The sequence below is a fragment of the Vibrio genomosp. F10 str. 9ZD137 genome, assembly GCF_049974785.1.
Taxonomy (GTDB): Bacteria; Pseudomonadota; Gammaproteobacteria; order Enterobacterales; family Vibrionaceae; genus Vibrio.
The window spans coordinates 1-19831 of record NZ_JBNGCJ010000498.1; the positions used below are offsets into that span (position 1 = coordinate 1).

At 42.7% G+C, this 19831-nt stretch carries 18 protein-coding genes and 1 pseudogene; 12 read left to right on the forward strand and 7 right to left on the reverse strand.

Annotation, left to right across the window (positions count from 1 at the left end; translation table 11 throughout):
* Both ACP45E_RS12015 and ACP45E_RS12020 read left to right on the forward strand, forming a co-directional pair.
* A partial coding sequence (locus tag ACP45E_RS12015) for a zinc-binding dehydrogenase (RefSeq protein ID WP_141707319.1) occupies positions 1-498 on the forward strand: 498 nt, incomplete at its 5' end.
* A gap of 21 nt (positions 499-519) precedes the next feature.
* Complete coding sequence (locus ACP45E_RS12020; RefSeq protein ID WP_017033533.1) at positions 520-1137, forward strand: glutathione S-transferase family protein; 618 nt, start codon at positions 520-522, stop codon at positions 1135-1137.
* A 101-nt stretch (positions 1138-1238) separates the two neighbouring features.
* Here the strand turns inward: ACP45E_RS12020 and ACP45E_RS12025 are convergent, their stop codons facing one another.
* Positions 1239-1709, reverse strand: a complete 471-nt coding sequence (locus ACP45E_RS12025) for a hypothetical protein (protein ID WP_017033534.1) — start codon at positions 1707-1709, stop codon at positions 1239-1241.
* Positions 1710-1970: 261 nt separating this feature from the next.
* On the opposite strand from ACP45E_RS12025, the gene ACP45E_RS12030 reads away from it, so the two are divergent.
* From ACP45E_RS12030 to ACP45E_RS12045, 4 genes are all read left to right on the forward strand, one after another.
* The gene (locus tag ACP45E_RS12030; protein WP_017033535.1) at positions 1971-2711 is read left to right on the forward strand and encodes a flagellar brake protein; all 741 of its coding nucleotides are present in this window, start codon (positions 1971-1973) and stop codon (positions 2709-2711) included.
* A gap of 502 nt (positions 2712-3213) precedes the next feature.
* Positions 3214-4506, forward strand: coding sequence for an alpha/beta fold hydrolase (locus ACP45E_RS12035; protein ID WP_017037081.1), 1293 nt, complete (start codon positions 3214-3216; stop codon positions 4504-4506).
* Between the two features lie 159 nt (positions 4507-4665).
* Complete coding sequence (locus ACP45E_RS12040) at positions 4666-5286, forward strand: hypothetical protein (RefSeq protein WP_017039444.1); 621 nt, start codon at positions 4666-4668, stop codon at positions 5284-5286.
* Between the two features lie 196 nt (positions 5287-5482).
* Positions 5483-6439 (forward strand): glycosyl transferase family protein, encoded by a 957-nt coding sequence (locus tag ACP45E_RS12045; protein WP_017037376.1) that lies wholly within the window; start codon positions 5483-5485, stop codon positions 6437-6439.
* Between the two features lie 77 nt (positions 6440-6516).
* Here the strand turns inward: ACP45E_RS12045 and ACP45E_RS12050 are convergent, their stop codons facing one another.
* Entirely contained in the window at positions 6517-7662 is a 1146-nt protein-coding gene (locus ACP45E_RS12050) for an acyl-CoA desaturase (protein WP_017037375.1), read from the reverse strand.
* A 168-nt stretch (positions 7663-7830) separates the two neighbouring features.
* On the opposite strand from ACP45E_RS12050, the gene ACP45E_RS12055 reads away from it, so the two are divergent.
* The 3 genes from ACP45E_RS12055 (at position 7831) to ACP45E_RS12065 (ending at position 12797) form a co-directional block, all read left to right on the forward strand.
* Complete coding sequence (locus tag ACP45E_RS12055) at positions 7831-8388, forward strand: GNAT family N-acetyltransferase (RefSeq protein WP_017033540.1); 558 nt, start codon at positions 7831-7833, stop codon at positions 8386-8388.
* A 105-nt stretch (positions 8389-8493) separates the two neighbouring features.
* Positions 8494-9630 (forward strand): efflux RND transporter periplasmic adaptor subunit, encoded by a 1137-nt coding sequence (locus ACP45E_RS12060; RefSeq protein ID WP_069585044.1) that lies wholly within the window; start codon positions 8494-8496, stop codon positions 9628-9630.
* 11 nt (positions 9631-9641) lie between these two features.
* Positions 9642-12797 carry an efflux RND transporter permease subunit gene (locus tag ACP45E_RS12065; RefSeq protein ID WP_017037373.1) on the forward strand — a complete coding sequence of 1052 codons (3156 nt, stop codon included), beginning with the start codon at positions 9642-9644 and terminating at the stop codon, positions 12795-12797.
* A gap of 105 nt (positions 12798-12902) precedes the next feature.
* Here the strand turns inward: ACP45E_RS12065 and ACP45E_RS12070 are convergent, their stop codons facing one another.
* The 3 genes from ACP45E_RS12070 to ACP45E_RS12080 form a co-directional block, all read right to left on the reverse strand.
* Positions 12903-13154, reverse strand: a complete 252-nt coding sequence (locus tag ACP45E_RS12070; RefSeq protein WP_026026529.1) for a YgjV family protein — start codon at positions 13152-13154, stop codon at positions 12903-12905.
* A gap of 375 nt (positions 13155-13529) precedes the next feature.
* Complete coding sequence (locus ACP45E_RS12075; protein WP_017037372.1) at positions 13530-14849, reverse strand: DUF1501 domain-containing protein; 1320 nt, start codon at positions 14847-14849, stop codon at positions 13530-13532.
* Positions 14850-14861: 12 nt separating this feature from the next.
* Positions 14862-16409, reverse strand: coding sequence for a DUF1800 domain-containing protein (locus ACP45E_RS12080; RefSeq protein WP_026026528.1), 1548 nt, complete (start codon positions 16407-16409; stop codon positions 14862-14864).
* Positions 16410-16774: 365 nt separating this feature from the next.
* On the opposite strand from ACP45E_RS12080, the gene ACP45E_RS12085 reads away from it, so the two are divergent.
* Positions 16775-17467 (forward strand): aspartate/glutamate racemase family protein, encoded by a 693-nt coding sequence (locus ACP45E_RS12085; protein WP_017037370.1) that lies wholly within the window; start codon positions 16775-16777, stop codon positions 17465-17467.
* A 22-nt stretch (positions 17468-17489) separates the two neighbouring features.
* Here the strand turns inward: ACP45E_RS12085 and ACP45E_RS12090 are convergent, their stop codons facing one another.
* Entirely contained in the window at positions 17490-17813 is a 324-nt protein-coding gene (locus ACP45E_RS12090) for a c-type cytochrome (RefSeq protein WP_017033547.1), read from the reverse strand.
* A 501-nt stretch (positions 17814-18314) separates the two neighbouring features.
* Here ACP45E_RS12090 and ACP45E_RS12095 point away from each other — a divergent pair.
* Both ACP45E_RS12095 and ACP45E_RS12100 read left to right on the forward strand, forming a co-directional pair.
* Positions 18315-18800, forward strand: coding sequence for a hypothetical protein (locus tag ACP45E_RS12095; protein ID WP_017033548.1), 486 nt, complete (start codon positions 18315-18317; stop codon positions 18798-18800).
* Positions 18801-18946: 146 nt separating this feature from the next.
* On the forward strand, positions 18947-19441 hold the full coding sequence (locus ACP45E_RS12100) for an AAA family ATPase (RefSeq protein ID WP_017037369.1): 495 nt from the start codon (positions 18947-18949) through the stop codon (positions 19439-19441).
* Between the two features lie 87 nt (positions 19442-19528).
* Here the strand turns inward: ACP45E_RS12100 and ACP45E_RS12105 are convergent.
* Positions 19529-19831, reverse strand: a pseudogene (locus ACP45E_RS12105) (low-specificity L-threonine aldolase); the annotation flags it as partial.

Here is a 19831-nt window from a genome sequence, read left to right on the forward strand (position 1 = left end):
CTCTTCCGATCTGAAAAATGTCGTTATGCAAAGGAAACTTTGGGCTTTGATGAATGCATTGATCATAAAGCCGAGGATTTTGCAGAACAATTAGCAGCGGTTTGTACCGATGGCATCGACGTGTATTTCGAAAACGTTGGTGGGAAAGTCTTTGATGCTGTGCTGCCGTTACTCAACACCGGAGCTCGTGTCCCTCTGTGCGGCCTGATTTCTCAGTACAACGCGACTTCATTACCTGATGGACCTGACCGTATGTCACTGTTAATGGGGACGTTACTGGTTAAGCGTATCAAGATGCAAGGTTTCATCATTTTTGATGACTACGCACATCGATACAATGAGTTTGCACAACAAATGAGCGCTTGGCTAGCCGAAGGAAAAATGCAATACCGTGAGCATTTGGTTGAGGGACTAGAGAACGCACCTGACGCGTTTATCGGTTTATTAGAAGGGAAAAACTTCGGCAAACTCGTTGTTCAGGTTAATCAACCAAAATAAAAATAAAAATAAGGATTCATTATGATTACGTTGCATCACTTAAACAAATCACGTTCAAAACGCATTATTTGGTTGCTGGAAGAGCTCAAATTACCTTATAAAGTCACGCCTTACCTTCGAGACAATGTGACTTTTTTGGCTCCGCCTGAATTAAAAAGTATTCACCCGCTTGGTAAGTCTCCAGTGATTGAGGATGATGGGTTGATTGTCACTGAATCAGGAGCGATTACTGAATATCTGATTGATATGTATGGGAAAGGGGAACTGGCTCCAGCAAGAGGGACTCGCGCATACACTGAGTACTCTCAGTGGTTACATTTTGCGGAAAGTTCAGCCATGCTGCCATTGTTATTGAAGCTGTTTGTCACGAAAGATGGCTGTAAAACCAACTTTTTAGCAGACTACGCGGATGCGGAAACAATGAAAGTCCTGAGCTATTTTGATCAAAGCTTGGAAGGCAAAACCTATTTGGTTGAAGAGCGATTAACGGGCGCAGACATCATGATGTCATTCATTGTTGAAAATCTGGTGTCCAATGGCACTATCGAGCATTTTAACAATCTCAAACGATACGCCAAGCAGCTAGCCACTCATAGTGCGTTCTCGAAAGCGGATCAAGTTGAAAGCCAGTATTCGTAAGTTCAGCGAAAAATGAGTCCGGTAATTGTTATCCCTTACTAAAAAAATGGTCTAAGTTTTACTTAGGCCATTTTTTATCACGGTGTGGTGACTCGTTTAGATTAGCGTTCTTCTGCCGTATTAAGTGTTTTCTTATCGTTGAGGTTGGCGTAGGTATGTAAGAGCTCAGTCAGTGTTTTGACCCACTCGAATGCGTCTTGAGGTGTCTTTTTCAACAAGGTCTCAACATGTTCACAATGCGTTTCAAGTGTAATGGCTTGTTCCAAATTGAAGGAAATGGCATAAAAATGCCAAAGGACTAAACGAGTCATTCGTTCACTGTTTTGTTTGGCGTTATCAGAGTCATCAAACGCTTGCTGAATTTCACTAAGGGCAATGGCATTCATGCGAAGTGTGGCATCTAAACGGGCTGACATCATGCGTTCTTCACTGTCGATTTCTTCTTGCTCGAACGTGAACAGTTCGCTCATGACATCTTCGGGTACCATTTTGCTGATCATCCGAACACTAAATTCTTCAAGTTCATGGCGTGGCATGGTGACAAGGCAGTTAAAGGTATAATCACGAAGCATAAGAAAGTCACTAATTAGACAGAAATTGAAGCAGCATTCTAACCACTGTGATCAAATTTACCAATGTTTATCCTTAGAATGTATTCCTTCAATGATGAGCCAATAAAAAATTTAGAGTCAGAATCTAAAATCAAGAGTTACTGCATAAATGTTTAAAAAATACAGTAAAAATCACATTCCATTGTTGAATGATAGTGATTTTATCAATAGAATTTGAGAATAATAATCAGTCGGTGAAACCAATCGACGCATGGAGGCTAGATGAGTACCCAGACAGCGAAAGCGTCGGCGAATCCGAATAAACAACAAGACAGCACGGTCAGTACACTCAATAGCACAGACGCGTTAGCGATGATTGAGCATGGTAGTGAAATGACGATTACCGTGACGACGCCTATTGGAAGAAAGTTTCGCTGTACGACCCAGTTTATAGGTACTCACCCAGACAACCTGATCTTGATAGAGATACCGTCAGTATCGAAAGATGAACTTGCTTTTTTCTTTCAAACTGGGTTTTTACTGAATGTGCGTGGGATCTCCCCAAGAGGGGAAGGGGCACAAATTCACTTTAAGTCTCAAATCCAACATGTCATCGAAGATCCACTTGCCATGATCGCAATCTCTATTCCCAATGGTATGCAGGTTACCCAATTGAGAAAAGAAGCGCGCTATGAAATTAATTTGATGGGGGCGGTTGTTCAAGGCGATAGCAAAACGCAGTGTGAGATTCGTGACCTTTCGAAAAGTGGTTGCCGTTTCTTTACGCCTCCTTTAGGCCGGACTTTTCAAGTTGGGGATACGATCGCTATCGATCTTCACCACACGATTGACCAGCCGAAATGCCCTCCTTTAATCGGCAAAATCTGTAACCTACAACGCTCAGCTCATTACTCTCGCTATGGTTTGCAATTTGATGATGTGGGCCAAGCCAATGTAAAAGTCTTATTGTCACGCCTTAAGTTCAATGGCACCAAATTGGCCTTTGCCAATAGGAAAAAGTAATCAACCCTATTGCATTAATGAAGTCTAATTGTGTCTAGCCTTCTTTTTATAGGTTGACATGTGGCTGCAATTTCCTCTTTGTTGTCTATTAAATACTCTGTTACTTTTTAAGGCCTTATCTGATGATCTAAATCGTTGAAGTTGAATGGTTAGGTGATTAGAATCGACGCTATTGTATTGAAGTAAGGTAGACACTGATTGTGGTGTCATGCTCTCAATGGTGTCGTCTAACCATGCCTAGAAAACAACCACGTAAAATCAGTCCATTATTGGCTCTGGCGTATATTATTATCATATTTGGCCCCGCTATTTGGCTTGGACATATTTTTGGATAGTACTGGGATGTGATATTTTTTTGAAATGGCCTAAGTGTATTCTTAGGCCATTTCTGTTTTGTAGGCGCCCGAATTTATAAGTGCCCAAAGTCGATGGTAGTTTTCTCCTTACCTGTTAAATCCGCTAAAATGACCGAAGCAATCAGACTAACAACAAGGATCATCGCGTGAAAAGTAGCTTTATTGATGGCTCAACACTCTATCGACAACATACCTTTTTATTGCCGCTCAACTATCAAGAAACGGAGAGTGAACAGATTCAGGTTTTTGCACGGGAATTGGTCGATCTTGCGAAAGTTCATCAAGACCTACCTTGGCTTGTATACTTTCAAGGTGGGCCAGGCTTCCCTTCACCGCGAGCAAGTGGCGACTCAGGCTGGATAAAGCGTGCACTTCAAGAATATCGTGTCTTACTGCTTGATCAACGAGGAACAGGCATGAGTTCGCCGATCAATCAAGAGACCCTTGCTCATTTAACACCAATTGAGCAGGCTGATTATCTTTCACACTTCAGAGCCGATAACATTGTCCGTGACGCCGAATCGATTCGTCAGCAGTTTGGCGTTCAACAGTGGGCAACGCTAGGGCAAAGTTTTGGCGGATTCTGCACGCTTACTTATCTGTCAATGTTTCCAGACAGTTTGCTACGCTGTTATGTTACTGGAGGTATTCCTTCTCTTTCTCGACATGCGGATGATGTCTACCAGGCGACTTACAAGCGTGTCACCGATAAAAACAACGCATTTTTTGCTCAGTTTCCCCAAGCACAGCAACAGTGTTGTGAGATTGCACAGTATTTAATTGAAAATGACGTGACATTACCGAATGGTCAAATGTTTACGGTTGAACAGTTTCAGCTGATTGGCATTAATCTGGGCCGAGGTGACGCACATTTACCCCTTTATTACACGTTAGAAAGTGCGTTTATTGACGTTAATGGCAAGAAACAACTGAGTTACGGCTTCTTGAACCAAATGCAGCAAGAACAAAGCTATCTGACCAACCCTATCTATGCGATTTTACATGAATCTATTTACTGCCAAGAGTTTGCATCCAATTGGTCTGCACATCGGGTTCGTGAGAAAAATAGTGCGTTTAATTATCAAGTTGGTGATCGGTTCTGGTTTACTGGAGAAATGGTGTACCCGTGGATGTTTGATCAACTAGAGACATTAAAACCGCTGCGAGATGCCGCGCACCTCTTGGCACAAAAACAAGATTGGGAAGCGATATACCACCCCGATGTTTTAAGCCAAAATACCGTCCCTTTAGCGTGCGTAGCCTATGCCGATGACATGTATGTAGAACTTGACTATACAAGAGAAACCTTGGCAGCGATTCCAATGTCTAAAGTTTGGATTACTAACGAGTATGAGCACAACGGTATTGGTGTCGATGGTGAAAAGATTCTTGACCGTTTAGTTACCATGGCCAATGCACTTGATAATTTGCCTAAGTAGCAAGTAGCCCATCAAAGCCGTTAGTAATCCGTTCTCGTTTAAGGCGAGGTGGGCTCGTACCAGCCGAACACCCTATATCAATAGAATGCTAGATAGATCGAATCGAGATATTCAGCGTTGTGCTATCTTTATAGAAAATAAATACATAGGGATAATGTAATGGTATTTGATTGGGTTGAATGGTTTGGTTATTTAGCATCTTTAGTGGTGTTGGTGTCACTCACGATGGCCTCTATTGTCAAGCTGCGAGTGATTAACTTTATCGGCTGTTTGTTGTTTGCGGCGTTTGCCTATTTCATCGATTCCTATCCAACCATGCTGATGAATCTAGGGATAGCCTGCATTAACGTCTATTACCTTTATCAGCTTGCAGGATCAAAAGACCAATTTAAATTGGTTTCAGCAACTATTGATTCGGAATATTTTGATCATTTCGTTGCAACTAATATGAACGAGATTGAGCGACAAACCACGGCCAGTGAATTACGTGGTGCGAATACAGCATTCTATATGCTTAGAAACAATGCCATTGCTGGGCTTCTGGCCGGGACAAAACATGATAATGGCTCCTTTACGGTGTGTTTAGATTATGTGACGGCCGAGTATCGTGATTTGAAACTGGCTCAATACTTTTATCAATCTAACCCAGAGTCAATTAAGAGCCGAGGTATTGAGGTTTTGTTAGCCACAGCGAGAACGCCTGACCATAGAGACTACCTGATGGAAGTTGGGTTTGAACAATGTGAAGATAACTCAGATACGTACCAAAAGCACTTGTAATTCAATCCACCCATGATTTTTATCTTTTTGCTGTATTGTGTTGTAAACGAGGTCAATGAACTTAAGTCGAACCCAATTTAAACCCATAAAAATCGCACCCGATAACAGGGTGTGATTGAAAATCCCATATGAAAACGTCACACTGTGCGCCTATCCGTCATCGATTATTTTAAGCTGTTAAAAAGAAAGGATCTCTATGAGTACTATTCAGGAATGTATTCGCACTGTGGGAAGAGGGGAGCGAGGAAGAAAACCATTGACGTTAGATCAAGCGTATCGCGTCATGGATGAATATCTGGATGGGCAAATTGGCGATGATCAAATGGCGATGTTGCTGATGTTGATTCGAGTCCAAAATGAAACTAAGCAAGAGATAGCCGGTTTTGTTAAGGCGTTTCAATCTCGGGTCCCTAATGTCGGCGCTGACATCGATTGGCCCTGCTACGCAGGTAAACGCAAAACAGCGGGCAAACCTTGGCATATATTGGCCGCTAGGATTTTGGCGGACAACGGATATAAAGTTCTCGTTCATGGTTACACCGACCATGCGACGGATAGAGAGCACGCTCAAGATTACCTTGTTGAACTGGGCATTACCGTTGCACAAGATGCGGCACATGCGAAAGCGTTGATTGAATCCGAATCGATTTGCTATTTACCTTTAGAACACTATGCGCCACAGGCCAAAATTATGTTGGATTGGCGCAAACGTTATGGCTTAAGAACGCCCATTAATACAGTGGTTCGAGCGCTTAATCCAGGAGGGGGTAAGATCGGTATTCGTGGCAGCTTCCATCCTGGCTTTCAACAGTTGCATGCAGAAATTGAACATGAAGTGGATGAGCCAAACCACAGCGTGATTTCATTTAAAGGCCAATCGGGTGAATCGGAATACAACCCTAAAGTGAGCCAAAATGTTTGGCTAAGCACCCCGAAGGGCGTGGAGTCTTACTACTGGGAAGCGGATCTTATCAGTACGTTACCTCTGCCTGAACGCTGTATTTTTGATACACCGGAAGAAGATCAAGAAATGATGGCGAATACAATCATCACCACGCTTGCAGCGATATTGTTTGCACAAACGCCAGATAGACCCAAAGCACTAGCAGAAGCGAGTCAATACTGGCAAAGGTATTGTGAGCGTGCGAAGTAGCCTGTGTTTGAGATCACCATAAAATGAAAATAGCCCGTTAAAGGGCTATTTTTGTATGGGTAAGTAGAGTTGGTTCACTAGAATGAGCGAACGTTTCTATTCACATTCAGAATCATCGAATTCCAAGTGTTGGTTTGCTCAGCTAGGTTCTTTTTGATTTCTTCATAACGCAGCTTCAATACCGAATACTCATACTTTTTCACCATGTCATCTTTCTTGGTTTCAATCAGCTGTTTTTTTACTGAGTAGTAGTCATTCATATTGGCAATCAAGGCTTCAAACTCTCGTTGAAGCTTGTCGTTGATGCTGTGATGATCGGGCCATGATGCAATTGCTTTTTGCGCCTTACGCAGAGACATTGCTGCCTTGGCTTTTTCAATTTTCAATTGCGGAGCCTTGCGCAGTTGGTGAGTGAGACCGACGAGAGAACATCCCTTAATCAGCCATTTTGTTGGGTCATAGTGCCACCATGCGATCCCATTACGGTAATCATTTTCAAATATATGATGGTAGTTATGGTAGCCCTCGCCAAATGTTAAGAATGCGAGTACAGCGCTGTCGCGAGCGGTGTTTTTATCGGTATAGGGCTGAGAACCCCAAAGATGAGCCAAAGAATTAATGAAGAAAGTGGTGTGGTGGTTAAGGACCAATCGTACCGCTCCTACGATTAAGAACATACCGATGACATCGCCATAAATAAGCCCCAAGCAAACTGGGAAAACCACATTCATTACGAGTGCTAGAATGCCATAGTATTTGTGTTGCCATACGACGATGGGATCTTTTTGCAAGTCTCGGCAGTTGCTGTAATCGGTATAGGTGTCGCCATGGTAGTCTCTGATCATCCAGCCTATATGAGAAAACCAGAATCCTTTCTTCGCGGAGTATGGGTCTTTATCGTTGTTATCGACATGCTTATGGTGAATTCTATGGTCAGAACTCCAATGCAAGATACTGTTCTGCATAGCAAAAGCCCCACCGATCGCAAAAACTAACCGTAATGACCAATGAGCTTGGTAAGTCTTATGTGACCACAGTCGATGGTAACCCGCGGTGATAGATAAGCTACAAAAACTAAAGCAAACAACCAACCAAATCAGATGCTCTATACCTAGACCGTAAGTGAATCCATACCAAGGGGCGACAATGATCGCCAGGAAGAGACTGGAAGTGAATATAAAGATATTGAGCCAGATTAATGGTGGCTTGTCTTTCTTAGACATAGTTAAAAATTCCTTTGGGCTAACAACTGTACGCTAGAATATCAGCGAACAGGTGTAAGTCAAATAGTCGAGTGTAAAAATTGTGAACAGAATGTTTGGCTTTTTAATAGCTAAATGCATAGTATGAACAAAGCTAATATCCTTACAGGAAGTAATAAGGAACTAAAAATGGATTTTAAAATAGCGGAATATACCGACTATGAGCGAATAGCAACTCTTCATGCACAAAGTTGGCGTCGTTTTTACCATGGCATACTAGGCGAGGATTACCTAGAGCATGACGTTCTTGATGAACGTTTGGCCATTTGGCAAGCGAGGTTAATCAACCCTCCTTTTAATCAACACGTTGTTCTCATCGAAGAAGGTGGCTTACTGTGTGGTTTTGTCTGTGTGTTTGGCAATCATGACTTTGAAAAAGGCACAATGATTGACTCGCTGCATGTGGATGAAAACTATCGTCGAAGAGGCGTAGGGTTAAAATTACTTAATGCCGTGACGGAATGGTGTGAACAACACTTTTCGAAAAGTGGAATCTACCTTGAAGTGATGGCAGAAAATCACCAGGCGATTGAATTCTATGAGCAGTTAAAAGGCATTCAGCTAGATGAGCGTTTGTGGAATGCTCCTTGCGGCCATAAAGTGCCTGAATTGGTGTATAGCTGGTCGTCACCCAAGGCGCTTAATCAACAAGCCGCAAATTTGCTTAAGGGTTGTACAGTTACATAATGAAATAATTTAAGTCACTTCCACTGACATTAGTCGGACATATCTACTATTACCAATGGTTATGTTCGACATAACGAAATTTCATTGGAAATAGTGATAGGCATTATGAACAAAACGCTCATGTTAACAACGCTGTTATCATCCGCAATTCTAGTAGGGTGTGACACGGATTCTTCCAAATCAACGTCTTCTCTTCCTTTAGTTATTACTCAATCAGCCGAGATGATCGATCACCGAGGAAGTATGACATTCATTGGTCGAGCTGAGGCGGTTGATGATACCAACATTACTGCTCAAGTTACGGGCTATTTGCAATCTCAACATTTCGAAGAGGGGCAAATGGTAGAAGAAGGCGATCTGCTATTCACTATTGAACCTTCTCAGTTTGAAGTTAAGGTCACGACGTCAAAGGCTGAACTGGCTCGAGCCGACTCAGATTTAATAAAAGCCAAGTTGGATTTCGAGCGTGGTAAACGACTATTACCAAAAGGCAGTATCTCTAAAGCGGACTTTGATGCACTCAGCGCTAATTTACGTGGCGCACAAGCGATGGTTGAAGCCGCCACCGCTCAAGTGCGTCTTGCGCAAGTTAACCTTTCTTACACACAAATTATGGCGCCATTCTCGGGCAGAATCAGTGACAGTAAAGCCAGTAAAGGTGATCTTGTCTCTCCATCATCAGGCGTGTTAACGACACTAGTGAGCCTAGACCTCATTCATGCATCGTTTAATGTTAGTGAACGAGATCGTCTTGGTATTGGTTTGGAAACGGCCAGCGGTAATCTGAGCGCGAACGATAAAGATATCGATGTTTCTATCACGCTAGAAAACGGAACGAAATTTGAACATATTGGTGTCCTTGATTATTTAGGTAACCGAATCAACACCAGTACAGGTACGATTGATATGCGTGCTCTCATTCCCAACCCTGAGCATAAATTACTTCCAGGCCAGCATGTCCGTGTTGAGCTTCATGCTGAAAACACGGTTCCAGTGATTGCCATTCCTAGAAAAGCGGTTCAGTCGGACTTAGAAGGCGATTTTGTAATGCTAGTGACGGAAGGTAACGTTATCGAACGCAGAAATATCGAACTCGGAGCACAAACACCAGAGGGTGTGATTGTTCCATTTGGGCTAAATGGAAGTGAACAAGTCGTAGTTCAAGGTTTGCAACGAATTCGTAACGGTATGCCAGTACAGGTTCAAGATAAGCAAGCAGAATCAACGAATACCGCTGAATAGGAAACCATATTATGTTAAGTCGGTTTTTCATCCAGCGCCCGAAGTTCGCGTTGGTTATCTCTATTATATTATCTTTAGCGGGCGCGATGGCGTTGATGGTTTTGCCCGTTGCTGAGTATCCTAAAATAAGCCCTCCGTCGGTGAGCGTCACGGCATATTACACTGGTGCCAGTGCTGAAGATGTCGAGCAAGCCATAGCGGATCCGATTGAAACGTCCGTCAATGGCGTTGAAAATATGTTGTACATGTCTTCGAAAAGCGCAAACGACGGCTCTTATAGCTTGAACGTCACTTTTGAAGTCGGTACCGATCCAGACATGGCTCAAGTGAATGTCCAAAACCGTGTATCACAAATTGAAGCGAAGTTACCGCAGCAGGTGCGTACAACGGGTGTCACCGTTAAGAAACGTTCACCGGATCTGCTCATGGTACTCAACTTCTACTCGGCTGACGGTCGATATGATGACCAGTTCTTGATCAACTACATCAACTTGAATGTAAAAGATCAATTAACACGAGTAAGAGGTATCAGTGACGTCACCGTGATTGGTGGTGGTGAATACGCGATGCGTGTGTGGATCGACCCAGAAAAGCTGGCGAATTTAAAGCTAACGACTCCTGATGTTCAAGCAGCACTCGCTGAACAAAACGTACAAGTAGCGGCGGGTCGAGTGGGTTCGGCTCCTTATAGCCAAGCTCAGGAAGTCCAATTCAACCTGGTGACAAAAGGTCGCCTAGAAACCGTTGAAGAATTCGAACAAGTGATACTTCGTGCGAATAATGACGGCTCAACGGTCTATTTGAAAGATGTGGCTCGTGTTGAACTTGGTAAGAAATTTTATGATGGCACGGGTAAATTCCGTGGACAAGATGCTTCTATCGTCACGTTATCTCTACAGTCAGATGCCAACGCGTTGGAAAGTGGCGAAGCGGTCATGGAATTGCTTGATAGTTTAAGCCGTAACTTCCCTGAAGGGCTCAAGTACGAAACCAGTTATGACACAACCCTGTTTGTATCTGAATCGATCAAAGGGGTGGTTAAGACACTGATAGAAGCTATTCTTCTGGTTATCGCGGTCACCTATCTTTTCTTAGGCAGTGCCCGTGCGACTTTGATTCCTGTGGTAGCGATTCCTGTTTCATTAATTGGTACGTTTGCCGTGATGCAAATGACCGGATTCACTATAAACACCGTCACGTTATTTGGGCTAATACTCGCCATCGGTATTGTTGTCGATGATGCGATCCTGGTTATTGAAAACGTTGATACAATAATGGCTAAAGATCCGTCTATTACTCCTCGTCAAGCCACTTTGTTGGCGATGAAAGAGGTCACTGGGCCGATTCTAACCTCTACATTGGTATTATTAGCGGTATTTATACCCGTCGCAATGTTGCCAGGAATCACCGGAATCATGTATCGCCAGTTTGCGCTGACAATCTGTATTTCAGTGGTCATTTCGTCTATTAATGCGTTGACGCTTTCTCCAGCACTGTGTTCACTTGTACTAAAGCAAGGTGGCGGAAATACGGCCAGTTGGTTCAAAGCCTTTAACCGAGGTCTGGAGCACGTTACTCAAGGGTACGGAAAAGTGGCCAGTTTCTTAGTGAAAAGAGCATTGGTTGTTGTCGCTATTTTCTTTGTCGCGATTGGTTCCGTTACGTATCTCTCTAAGACAACGTCAACGGCATTTGTACCCCAAGAAGATAAAGGCATTTTATTAGTTAATGTTCAGTTGCCTGATTCGGCATCTTTATCAAGGACGGAAGCGGTCACAGAAAGTTTGATTAAAATTGTCGACAGCGAACCCGGTATCGATGGTGTGACGGTCGCAAACGGTTTTGCGTTTATGACAGGGGCAGCGGCCTCGAATGGTGCTTCGCTGTTTATTAAGCTTCATGATTGGGAAACACGAAATGCACTGGAAGGTGACCATTCAGCGTTTGCGATCTCAAATCGAATCAATAGAACCGCGGCGATGGAATTACCTCATGCTTCTGTTTTTGCCATGGGGCCTCCTGCTGTTCCTGGTATGGGTGCCGCATCAGGGTTTGAGTTTGTACTAGAAGATGCGCTAGGACGAAGCCGCACGGATCTGGCTACGCTGATGGGAGAGCTAATTCAAGAAGCGAATAAACAACCTGAAATAGCGTATACATTCAGTACGTTTAGAGCCAATGTTCCGCATTACAGTATTGATATTGACAGGGAAAAAGTTCAGCAACTTGGTATTCCATTGAGTTCAGTATTCAAAACGTTACAAGGCAACCTGGGGTCGATATACGTTAATGACTTTTCCATGTTTGGTAAAAACTACCAAGTTACGTTGCAAGCAGACAGTGAATACCGAAAAGGAATAGACGATCTCAGCCGTTTTCATGTTCGTTCGGCTCAAGGTGAAATGATCCCATTAAGTACTTTGGTGACGGCTGAGCAAGTGTTTGAACCGGATGTAGCGTGGCGTTACAACATGTACCGAAGTGCAGTGATTCAAGGTCAGCCAGCGCCAGGGTATTCAAGTGGTGATGCGATAGCAGCGATGGAACGTGTTGCAGCGGAAATGCTGCCTCAAGGTTATCAGTATGAATGGACGGGCATGGCCTACCAAGAAAAACTCGCTGGCAACCAAGCTGTTTATGCGTTTGCGCTCGCGTTAATTTTTATCTACCTATTCATGGTTGCTCAATATGAAAGTTGGAGTATCCCATTAGCGATTATTCTTGTTGTTCCTATTGCCACACTAGGGTCATTTATAGCGCTGACACTAACGGGTATGCCGCTCAACCTGTATGCTCAAATTGGGTTGGTCTTGCTGATAGCGCTTGCTGCAAAGAATGCCATTCTCATCGTTGAGTTTGCGAAACAAGAAAGGGAAGAGAAAGAGCTATCGATTGATGACGCTTCTGTCAAAGGGGGCACGCTGCGTTTCCGAGCGGTTAACATGACATCTTGGTCGTTTATCTTAGGTATCTTTCCTTTGATATTTGCTTCTGGTGCGGGGCATGTGAGCCAGAACTCTCTGGGTGTATCATTGGTTGGTGGTTTGTTATGTGTGCTGCTTGCGGGTACGTTATTGATTCCAGGCTTCTTTGCTATGGTGCAACGTAAACGAGAGAAGTTTCACGGTGGCAGCACCAAATTGATTCCGTTAGACGATGAAGACTAGCGGTTTGATATCGTAGAGACAAAAGAAGCGGCTAGAAGCCGCTTCTTTTATTTAAATCGTTTCTATAAAGTCGTAATTTCTGATGTGTGGTATCAGAATTGCAACTTAAGCCGCGTTTTCTAGAGTTTGGGTCTTCTTCTCTTGTTGCATCTTAACTAAGAAGTAAATGTTCACGCACGCAATAAAACCATTGGTTATAACCACTGGCATAGAATCAATCATCAAGCCATAGGCAGTAAATAAGCCACAGCCAATAAAATTAAGTACGCGTAGGCGAACAATGTCTTTCATTGTCAGTGAAATCGCGACCATAATTGACGCTGCATACCCTAATATTTCTACCATATTCATTTCCATTAGTGATCCTCTCAATGTTGCCGATGTTACTCGGTACCGATTCTTCTCTTCATGAGATAATTGAGGAAGCTCCCTGCCTCGAATGGTGTTATGTCATTGAGCGAGAATATAGCAAAGTGAAAACTGTGATGAAAGACGCAAAATTTAGCAACAAGAGGGTTAGCGATTACGCAAACGTTTAATTGCTAAAATATTGAAAGAAACAATGTTGTAAATGACCACTTGATACTGATGGGTCGCTCGGAACATATTCATTTGGTGATTGATTTTGGAAGGGAAAAAGAGATTAAAATGCCAGCCCATTAAGGCAGAGTACTGTCTGCCTTAATGATGGTTTTAGCCCTCTCTTTTAAAAAACACCACTGTGATAAAACGCTAGCTAAGAAAACCAAGGTTGCTGCTAGCGAAATGGTGAATATTAGGGAAAACATAGTTCAATTCGTTCTCATTGTTGACTCCCATCCATCTAGCGAGGGTTGCATTGACTTGATCTGTGCCGAGTGTTGGTACAAGGCGGCCATTTGAAATGTCGTCAGCTCCATTGACTCTTATTTCTGGCCATGTCCCAACTGCATCGCTTGTATTAACAGCGCCACCCAAAATAAACTGATGCCCCCCCCATCCATGATCTGTCCCTTTACCATTGGATGCCAACCGTCGACCAAATTCAGAAGTGGTAAACGAAGTAACATTGCTGCTTAGCCCATTGTCTGACATAGCGTTATCAAATGCCATTAAGTTAGTGGCGAGATCAGCCAATAGCAGAGGATGATCAATTAACTGATTATCATGCAAATCATACCCGGATTGTTTTAAGTAGAGCACTTGCCTTGCTTGATTGAGTGCTTTCTGGCTTTTGATGAGTTTATAGGCAAATTGAAACTGTTTACCTAAGCTAGAGTTGGTAAAGCCTTGCCAGTTTGACACTGAATTCACTTGGTCATCTAGCGTCTGGCTGATGTGCATGGCATCCCCCATCATGTTACGAAGGTGCAGTGTGAACGGGTTATTACTTGGAGCCGTGGTCAATGCGTTGTAGCTACTTTCCATATTCGTATTTTTTAACGCGTTAATTTGGGCTGTTCCTGAAGGCTTTAGTATGTTTTGTTGATGGTGAAGCGACCGAAGCCATAGGGTTTTGTTCGTAATACTGTAAAGAGGTGCTATAGCGGAGTGGCTACCCAATACGTCCAACATTCTACCAGCCCAACCAAACTGCGGTGCAAAACCAACAGCTCCTTTTTCCCACTCATAGGTTTGCGAGTTATGTGAGAACAGTTGAGGGGGTAAGGGCTTAATATTGTTTTCTATTTCTTGCTTGGTGAGTGGCTCTTTTAGTATGCCACTATTTAGAACCACCATGGCACGGTGCTGATTAAATAGGTTTGCGAGTTTCGCTAACTTAGGGTGCAGGCCCAACTGAACGATTTTTCCTTGGTTATCTAATGCCGTTTGCGTAATCGGAACCACGCTCGACTCACTGACTGCGATGGCTGGGCGTGTCTGTTTATATTCGTCGTAATGATATTGATCCGTTGGGATTACAGTATTCACTGAATCATTGCCCCCTGCGAGATGAATGCAGACTAAGGCTTTAAAGTCATCAGAATGATTCGCACTTGATACATTAGGCAATAGACTACCGACAGTCATTCCGCCAAATGATGTTAGTAGTGAACGTCTGGAAATGTTCATAATCGTTCGTCCCTAGTCTTGAATAAAAAATTCATCACTGGCCAATGAAATGGTGACAGCATGATAGATTCGTGTCGTTGCGGTTGCGTCTTTAGGTTGAAGGTTAAGGCCATCAATAATTGAAGTTCGTAGCTGTTCAGACATCGTTCCCCCAAAAAGGCGCGTATCTATAAGGTTGAGGAGTTTATTAGAGTCATAGGCCACTTCTTGTAAATCACTAAGCGGCAAGCTGAGATCATAACTAGGCCTATAGCCTACATAGCTACTAAGGTAGTTGATTAAATCAACATAACTTGCCCAGGTGAGTATCTCCGTTTCTGGAGCAACCATATTGAAATCGCTCAGTGGCCCTACGGGTTGGTAATTGGGCGAATAAAAATTAAAGACAGAAGGAGATCCGACTGGCTCTTGATGGACATTAACCATGATTCTATTGGCATCACTGATTCGTTCTGAAGAGAGCTGAGCGTCAAAAGCCCTATGGAAGTGGGTAGCAACAATAATAGGTTCTTTTATCTTAGTTCCTGACCCATTTTGAGCATCTTGATCAAGAATAATAGCCCTAAAAATGGCTTTCAGATTTCCACGAATGCCATGGCCGTCATCATCAAAGACATCAGCAACACGCTCAACGTATTCTGGGCTAGGGTTTGAAGTGACAAGGCGTTGAATCAGTAAACGAGAGACAAAAGGCGCGGTGTTTGAATGATTGAATAAAATGTCTAGCACCGAAGAGAGATCTTTATAAGGGGTTTGCCCCGCTGGAATATGATATCCAAGCACTTCTTTTGAGCCAGTATCATGATACTGACTGAGGCTGATCATCGGTTTGGTGAATGCCCAGTCATCATGACGCCAGCCAGTAAGAGCACGAGCAACTTCTTCAATGTCTGACTGGGTGTATGTAGGGATAGGAGCGCCATCTTTTTGCCTCATAGAGCCATCTTGATTGAGTTCATATAAACCGATGGTGAAAAGTTGCATTACCTCCCTAGCAAAGTTCTCGTCGGGAAAGCTATTCAGTTTTAGAACCGCTTTTTTGCTGCCATTCATCGATAAATAAGTGCCCATTACAGGATGAAGAGCTGTTTTTTCGAGTAATTCTCGATAGTTCCCAAAGGCATTGTTTACTAGGATGTCGTAGTAAATAGTTAATGCTTCAGAGCGAGAGCTCAGTTTTTTATGAGCCCTTGACACGACGAGTATCTGGCTCAACGCATAAGCCGCTCTTTGTCTAAATTGATCATCCGAATAGAGTGCAATTTGATACCATGCGTTTTTATGGTTACGCTGTGCCTGTCCAGGAAATGGTGTTCTAAACAGTTGATGGTGGGATGTTGCTGGTAATGACGTTTGGTGCTCAATCCATCCTTCTACGTTCATCCATCGTATTGTGCTTAGATCATTTTGTGTGGGTCCGAACGTGGTTTGTTCTAATGTTCGATAAGCTTGCTTGTCGGAAAGAAAGGGCTCTTCAGCTCTAATTGTCCCTATTCCCGATAAACTGACAAATATAGAGCATGTCAGCAACCATCCGAAAATGGATTGAGTTCTGATCATCTGAATCTCACTTAGTACAGTTGTACAATATTCTGTTAGTAAGGGTCTAATTTCCATGTCAACGAAATATTTGTCTTATTATTGAGAATTTAGTTAAATATTCGTTTCGAAATAAATTATAGAGTAATTAGTATGTTAGGTGAGTGAATTATGTTGTTGCAGTAGAGATAGCTTGAAATACTTACTCTATGTGGCTGTATTCAATGACAAAAAATAAAAAGTATAAATTTATCTACTAGGCTAGAAACAACGCTTGTTCTAAGTGATTATTATTTTTGAGACGAAAAGTCATGCCGTTCAAATTGCAACGGCTCGATGAATCTGATGGTATAGAAACGGTATTTGCTTGAATCAAAGGGAATTAAATGAAAACTATAGGAATGATTGGCGGTATGAGCTGGGAGTCCACGGTAACCTACTATCAGTCGATTAATCGAGGTATTAACCATGCTTTGGGTGGGCTGCATTCTGCAAACATAGTTATGGTGAGTGTCGATTTTTCTGAAGTCGAAAAGTACCAAGCGAATAACGATTGGGACAAAGCGTCTGAGCTGTTAGCCAACGCTGCTCAAGTGCTAGAGAAAGCCGGAGCGGACTTTTTCTTGATATGTACTAACACCATGCATAAAGTGGCTGAAAAAGTGCAATCTCAAGTGAACATCCCTTTGCTTCATATTGCAGACGCTACAGGTCAAAAGTTGCAAATTCATGAGATAAAAAAAGTCGGCCTTTTAGGGACGGCCTTCACAATGGAAGAAGATTTCTATAAAGGGTATTTAACACGAGAATATGGCATCGAAGTGATTGTTCCTAATGGTGTGCAAAGACGTCTCGTCCACGATTCCATTTATAATGAATTGTGTAAAGGCATCTTCTCTGGCCGAACAAAGCATGATTTTAAGACCATCATGCAAGACCTTCATCAGCAAGGAGCGCAAGCCGTTATATTAGGGTGTACTGAGATTGGTTTGCTTATCCAGCAACAAGATAACAGCATTATGTTGTTCGATACGGCCGCGATTCATGCAGAGCAAGCGGTCATTCGTGCATTGGCATAGACACGTATTACAGAATCAAATATCACTGCGATTCAGAATAGTAGGCGGCAATGTCTTTTAGGTCATCGTCAGTTAGTTTTTGAAGCTGCGCTTGCATCATGCTTGCTAATGGACCGGCCCGCTCTCCGTTTTGATACGCTTTCATCGCATTGAAGAGATAGGTAGGGTCCTGCCCTTGAATATTAGGGTAAGAGGTATTGTCTGTGATCCCATTGGTTCCATGGCAGTAGATACAGCTAGGTGATTTGATCTTGCCAAGCTTTGCGTCACCAAAAGCGTCACCAAAATCACTCGCAAGGGTCGGAGTGCTTAGTAAAATAAGGAATGCAATAGAGTGTTTTTTCATTCTAGGTGTTCGTTTTAGTAAGAAAAAACAAAGATAAAGCCTCCCCCTAGGGGAAGCTCAATACAACTATGTCATTTTTTATTATTGGTCCACTTGACCCAATATTAAGCGTTGCATTAGAAGTTTAAGGGCCGCTGATTCTGGTGGGTGTGCCATTCGTGGTTGACCAGATAATACCTTGGATAAAAATATTCTAATATATTGATTTATAATAATCACAACGGAGTTTTTTAAACCTGCATCAAGCCGATACAGTCAATATGTTACGTGAAAAACATCTTCAACCTCGCCATTAAAATTGTACGGCTTATCAGTATCATATTGCTTAGCATTGCTACCACAAAAAAGTTATTTACAACTCCTGCATGAGATTGTTATGCTTGTTTTAGGGTTTGCAGGACGCCCTCCTCGTGAAAGTTAATCCACCTGTTGTGTAAGAAAACTTACTCACTCTATGAATCGGCCCCCAACGAGATAGGCCAACAGTTCGATGGAGTTTGTATGCATAGTCGAAAAATACCTCATGGGTCAATACCCAAGAAACAGCAAAAAACCAATCATCAAATTGAAACCCTATTGCGAGAAGCTCGCGTATTACATCGTGCAGCAAGGACGGGGTCTATAACTCAAGCCTTACCTATCTTACGGCGAATAAAAGCGTCTGGTGCTTGTCATGACCAATCTATTTCAAGCCTATTTAATCAACGTAACACGCTACAACGTAAGCACTTTCTTAGGGTATTAGCGCTTGAAGCTGGGTACACAAGTTGGGAAAAATACAAACCAGTGTTATTAACAAGGCCAGAGCAAGCTTTCGTAAATTCAGTCCATAACGGTAATGACATAGCGACACTGAACTTGTGGTTTTCTTCGGAACAACAAGCTCAAGCGTATGCAAAAAAAATGGGCGGTAGGGTGTTAACTTATGGCCAGCAAGCCGTTGTTATTCCCAATAATAGCAATGAGGTCTGTGCAGATGAGTGCTAACCTCACATTTGAAAGTGGCAGTAGTTTAGCTCTACTGGGGTGGTTATGCTTAGCTATTGGGTCGATAAACATACCCCATAAGTCGAGTTACTGGTTATCACTGTCAGGTGGACGAATAATACCGATGTAAAAGGAATCCCAATACGATGGCTAGATTAATAATGGTCTGCGGGCCTACTGGGGTAGGAAAAACCACTTATTCGCTCGCACTTTGTAAAGGAATCAATGCACTACGATTTTCAATTGATCCATGGATGCAAAACTTATTCTCTAAAGATATGGTTACGCTGGATTATGATTGGATGATGGAACGCATCAATCGGTGTTATGTTCAAATCTGGGAGGTCAGTGAGCAAATTCTTACCCTTGATGGTGCGGTTGTCCTAGACCTTGGCTTTACTACAAAAGCGCAACGACAGCATTTTGTTGTTTTGGCAAAGGCGTTAGGGGTAAATGCTGAAATCCATTATCTGGATGCACCAACAGATATACGTAGGCAACGTGTTAATAAGCGGAATCTTGAGCAAGACCCTGATGTATATACTTTTGAAGTCACAAACGCTATGTTTAATTTTATGGAACCTAGGTTTGAAGTACCTGATGAACAAGAATTGAGATATGGCTGTAAAGTCAACGCTTAATCGTGACTAAATATAAATCGCAACTTATAAAAACAGACAATTTCCAAGTTTGTCTGTTTTTATAATAAATTTTAGGGACAAGATTACTTATATCTGCTCGGCGATTTTTGCTACTAATGTCTCAATATCTTGAGAAGAAACGTCTCGATGAGTCACGAAGCGCACAGGATTACCCGCTGAAATCAGGATCCCTTGTTTTTCTAACTGTTGAGCGATTGACTGAATATCAATATGTTCTGCAAGTTTTGCAATAACAATATTGGTTTCAATCTTTTCTACGTTAACCGTAAACCCATTAAGCTGATTTATTTTTTCAGCAAGTAGCTTGGCATTAGCGTGATCCGTTGCTAGCTGATCGACATGTTCAGTCAGATCGTAAGAGCGGTTCAG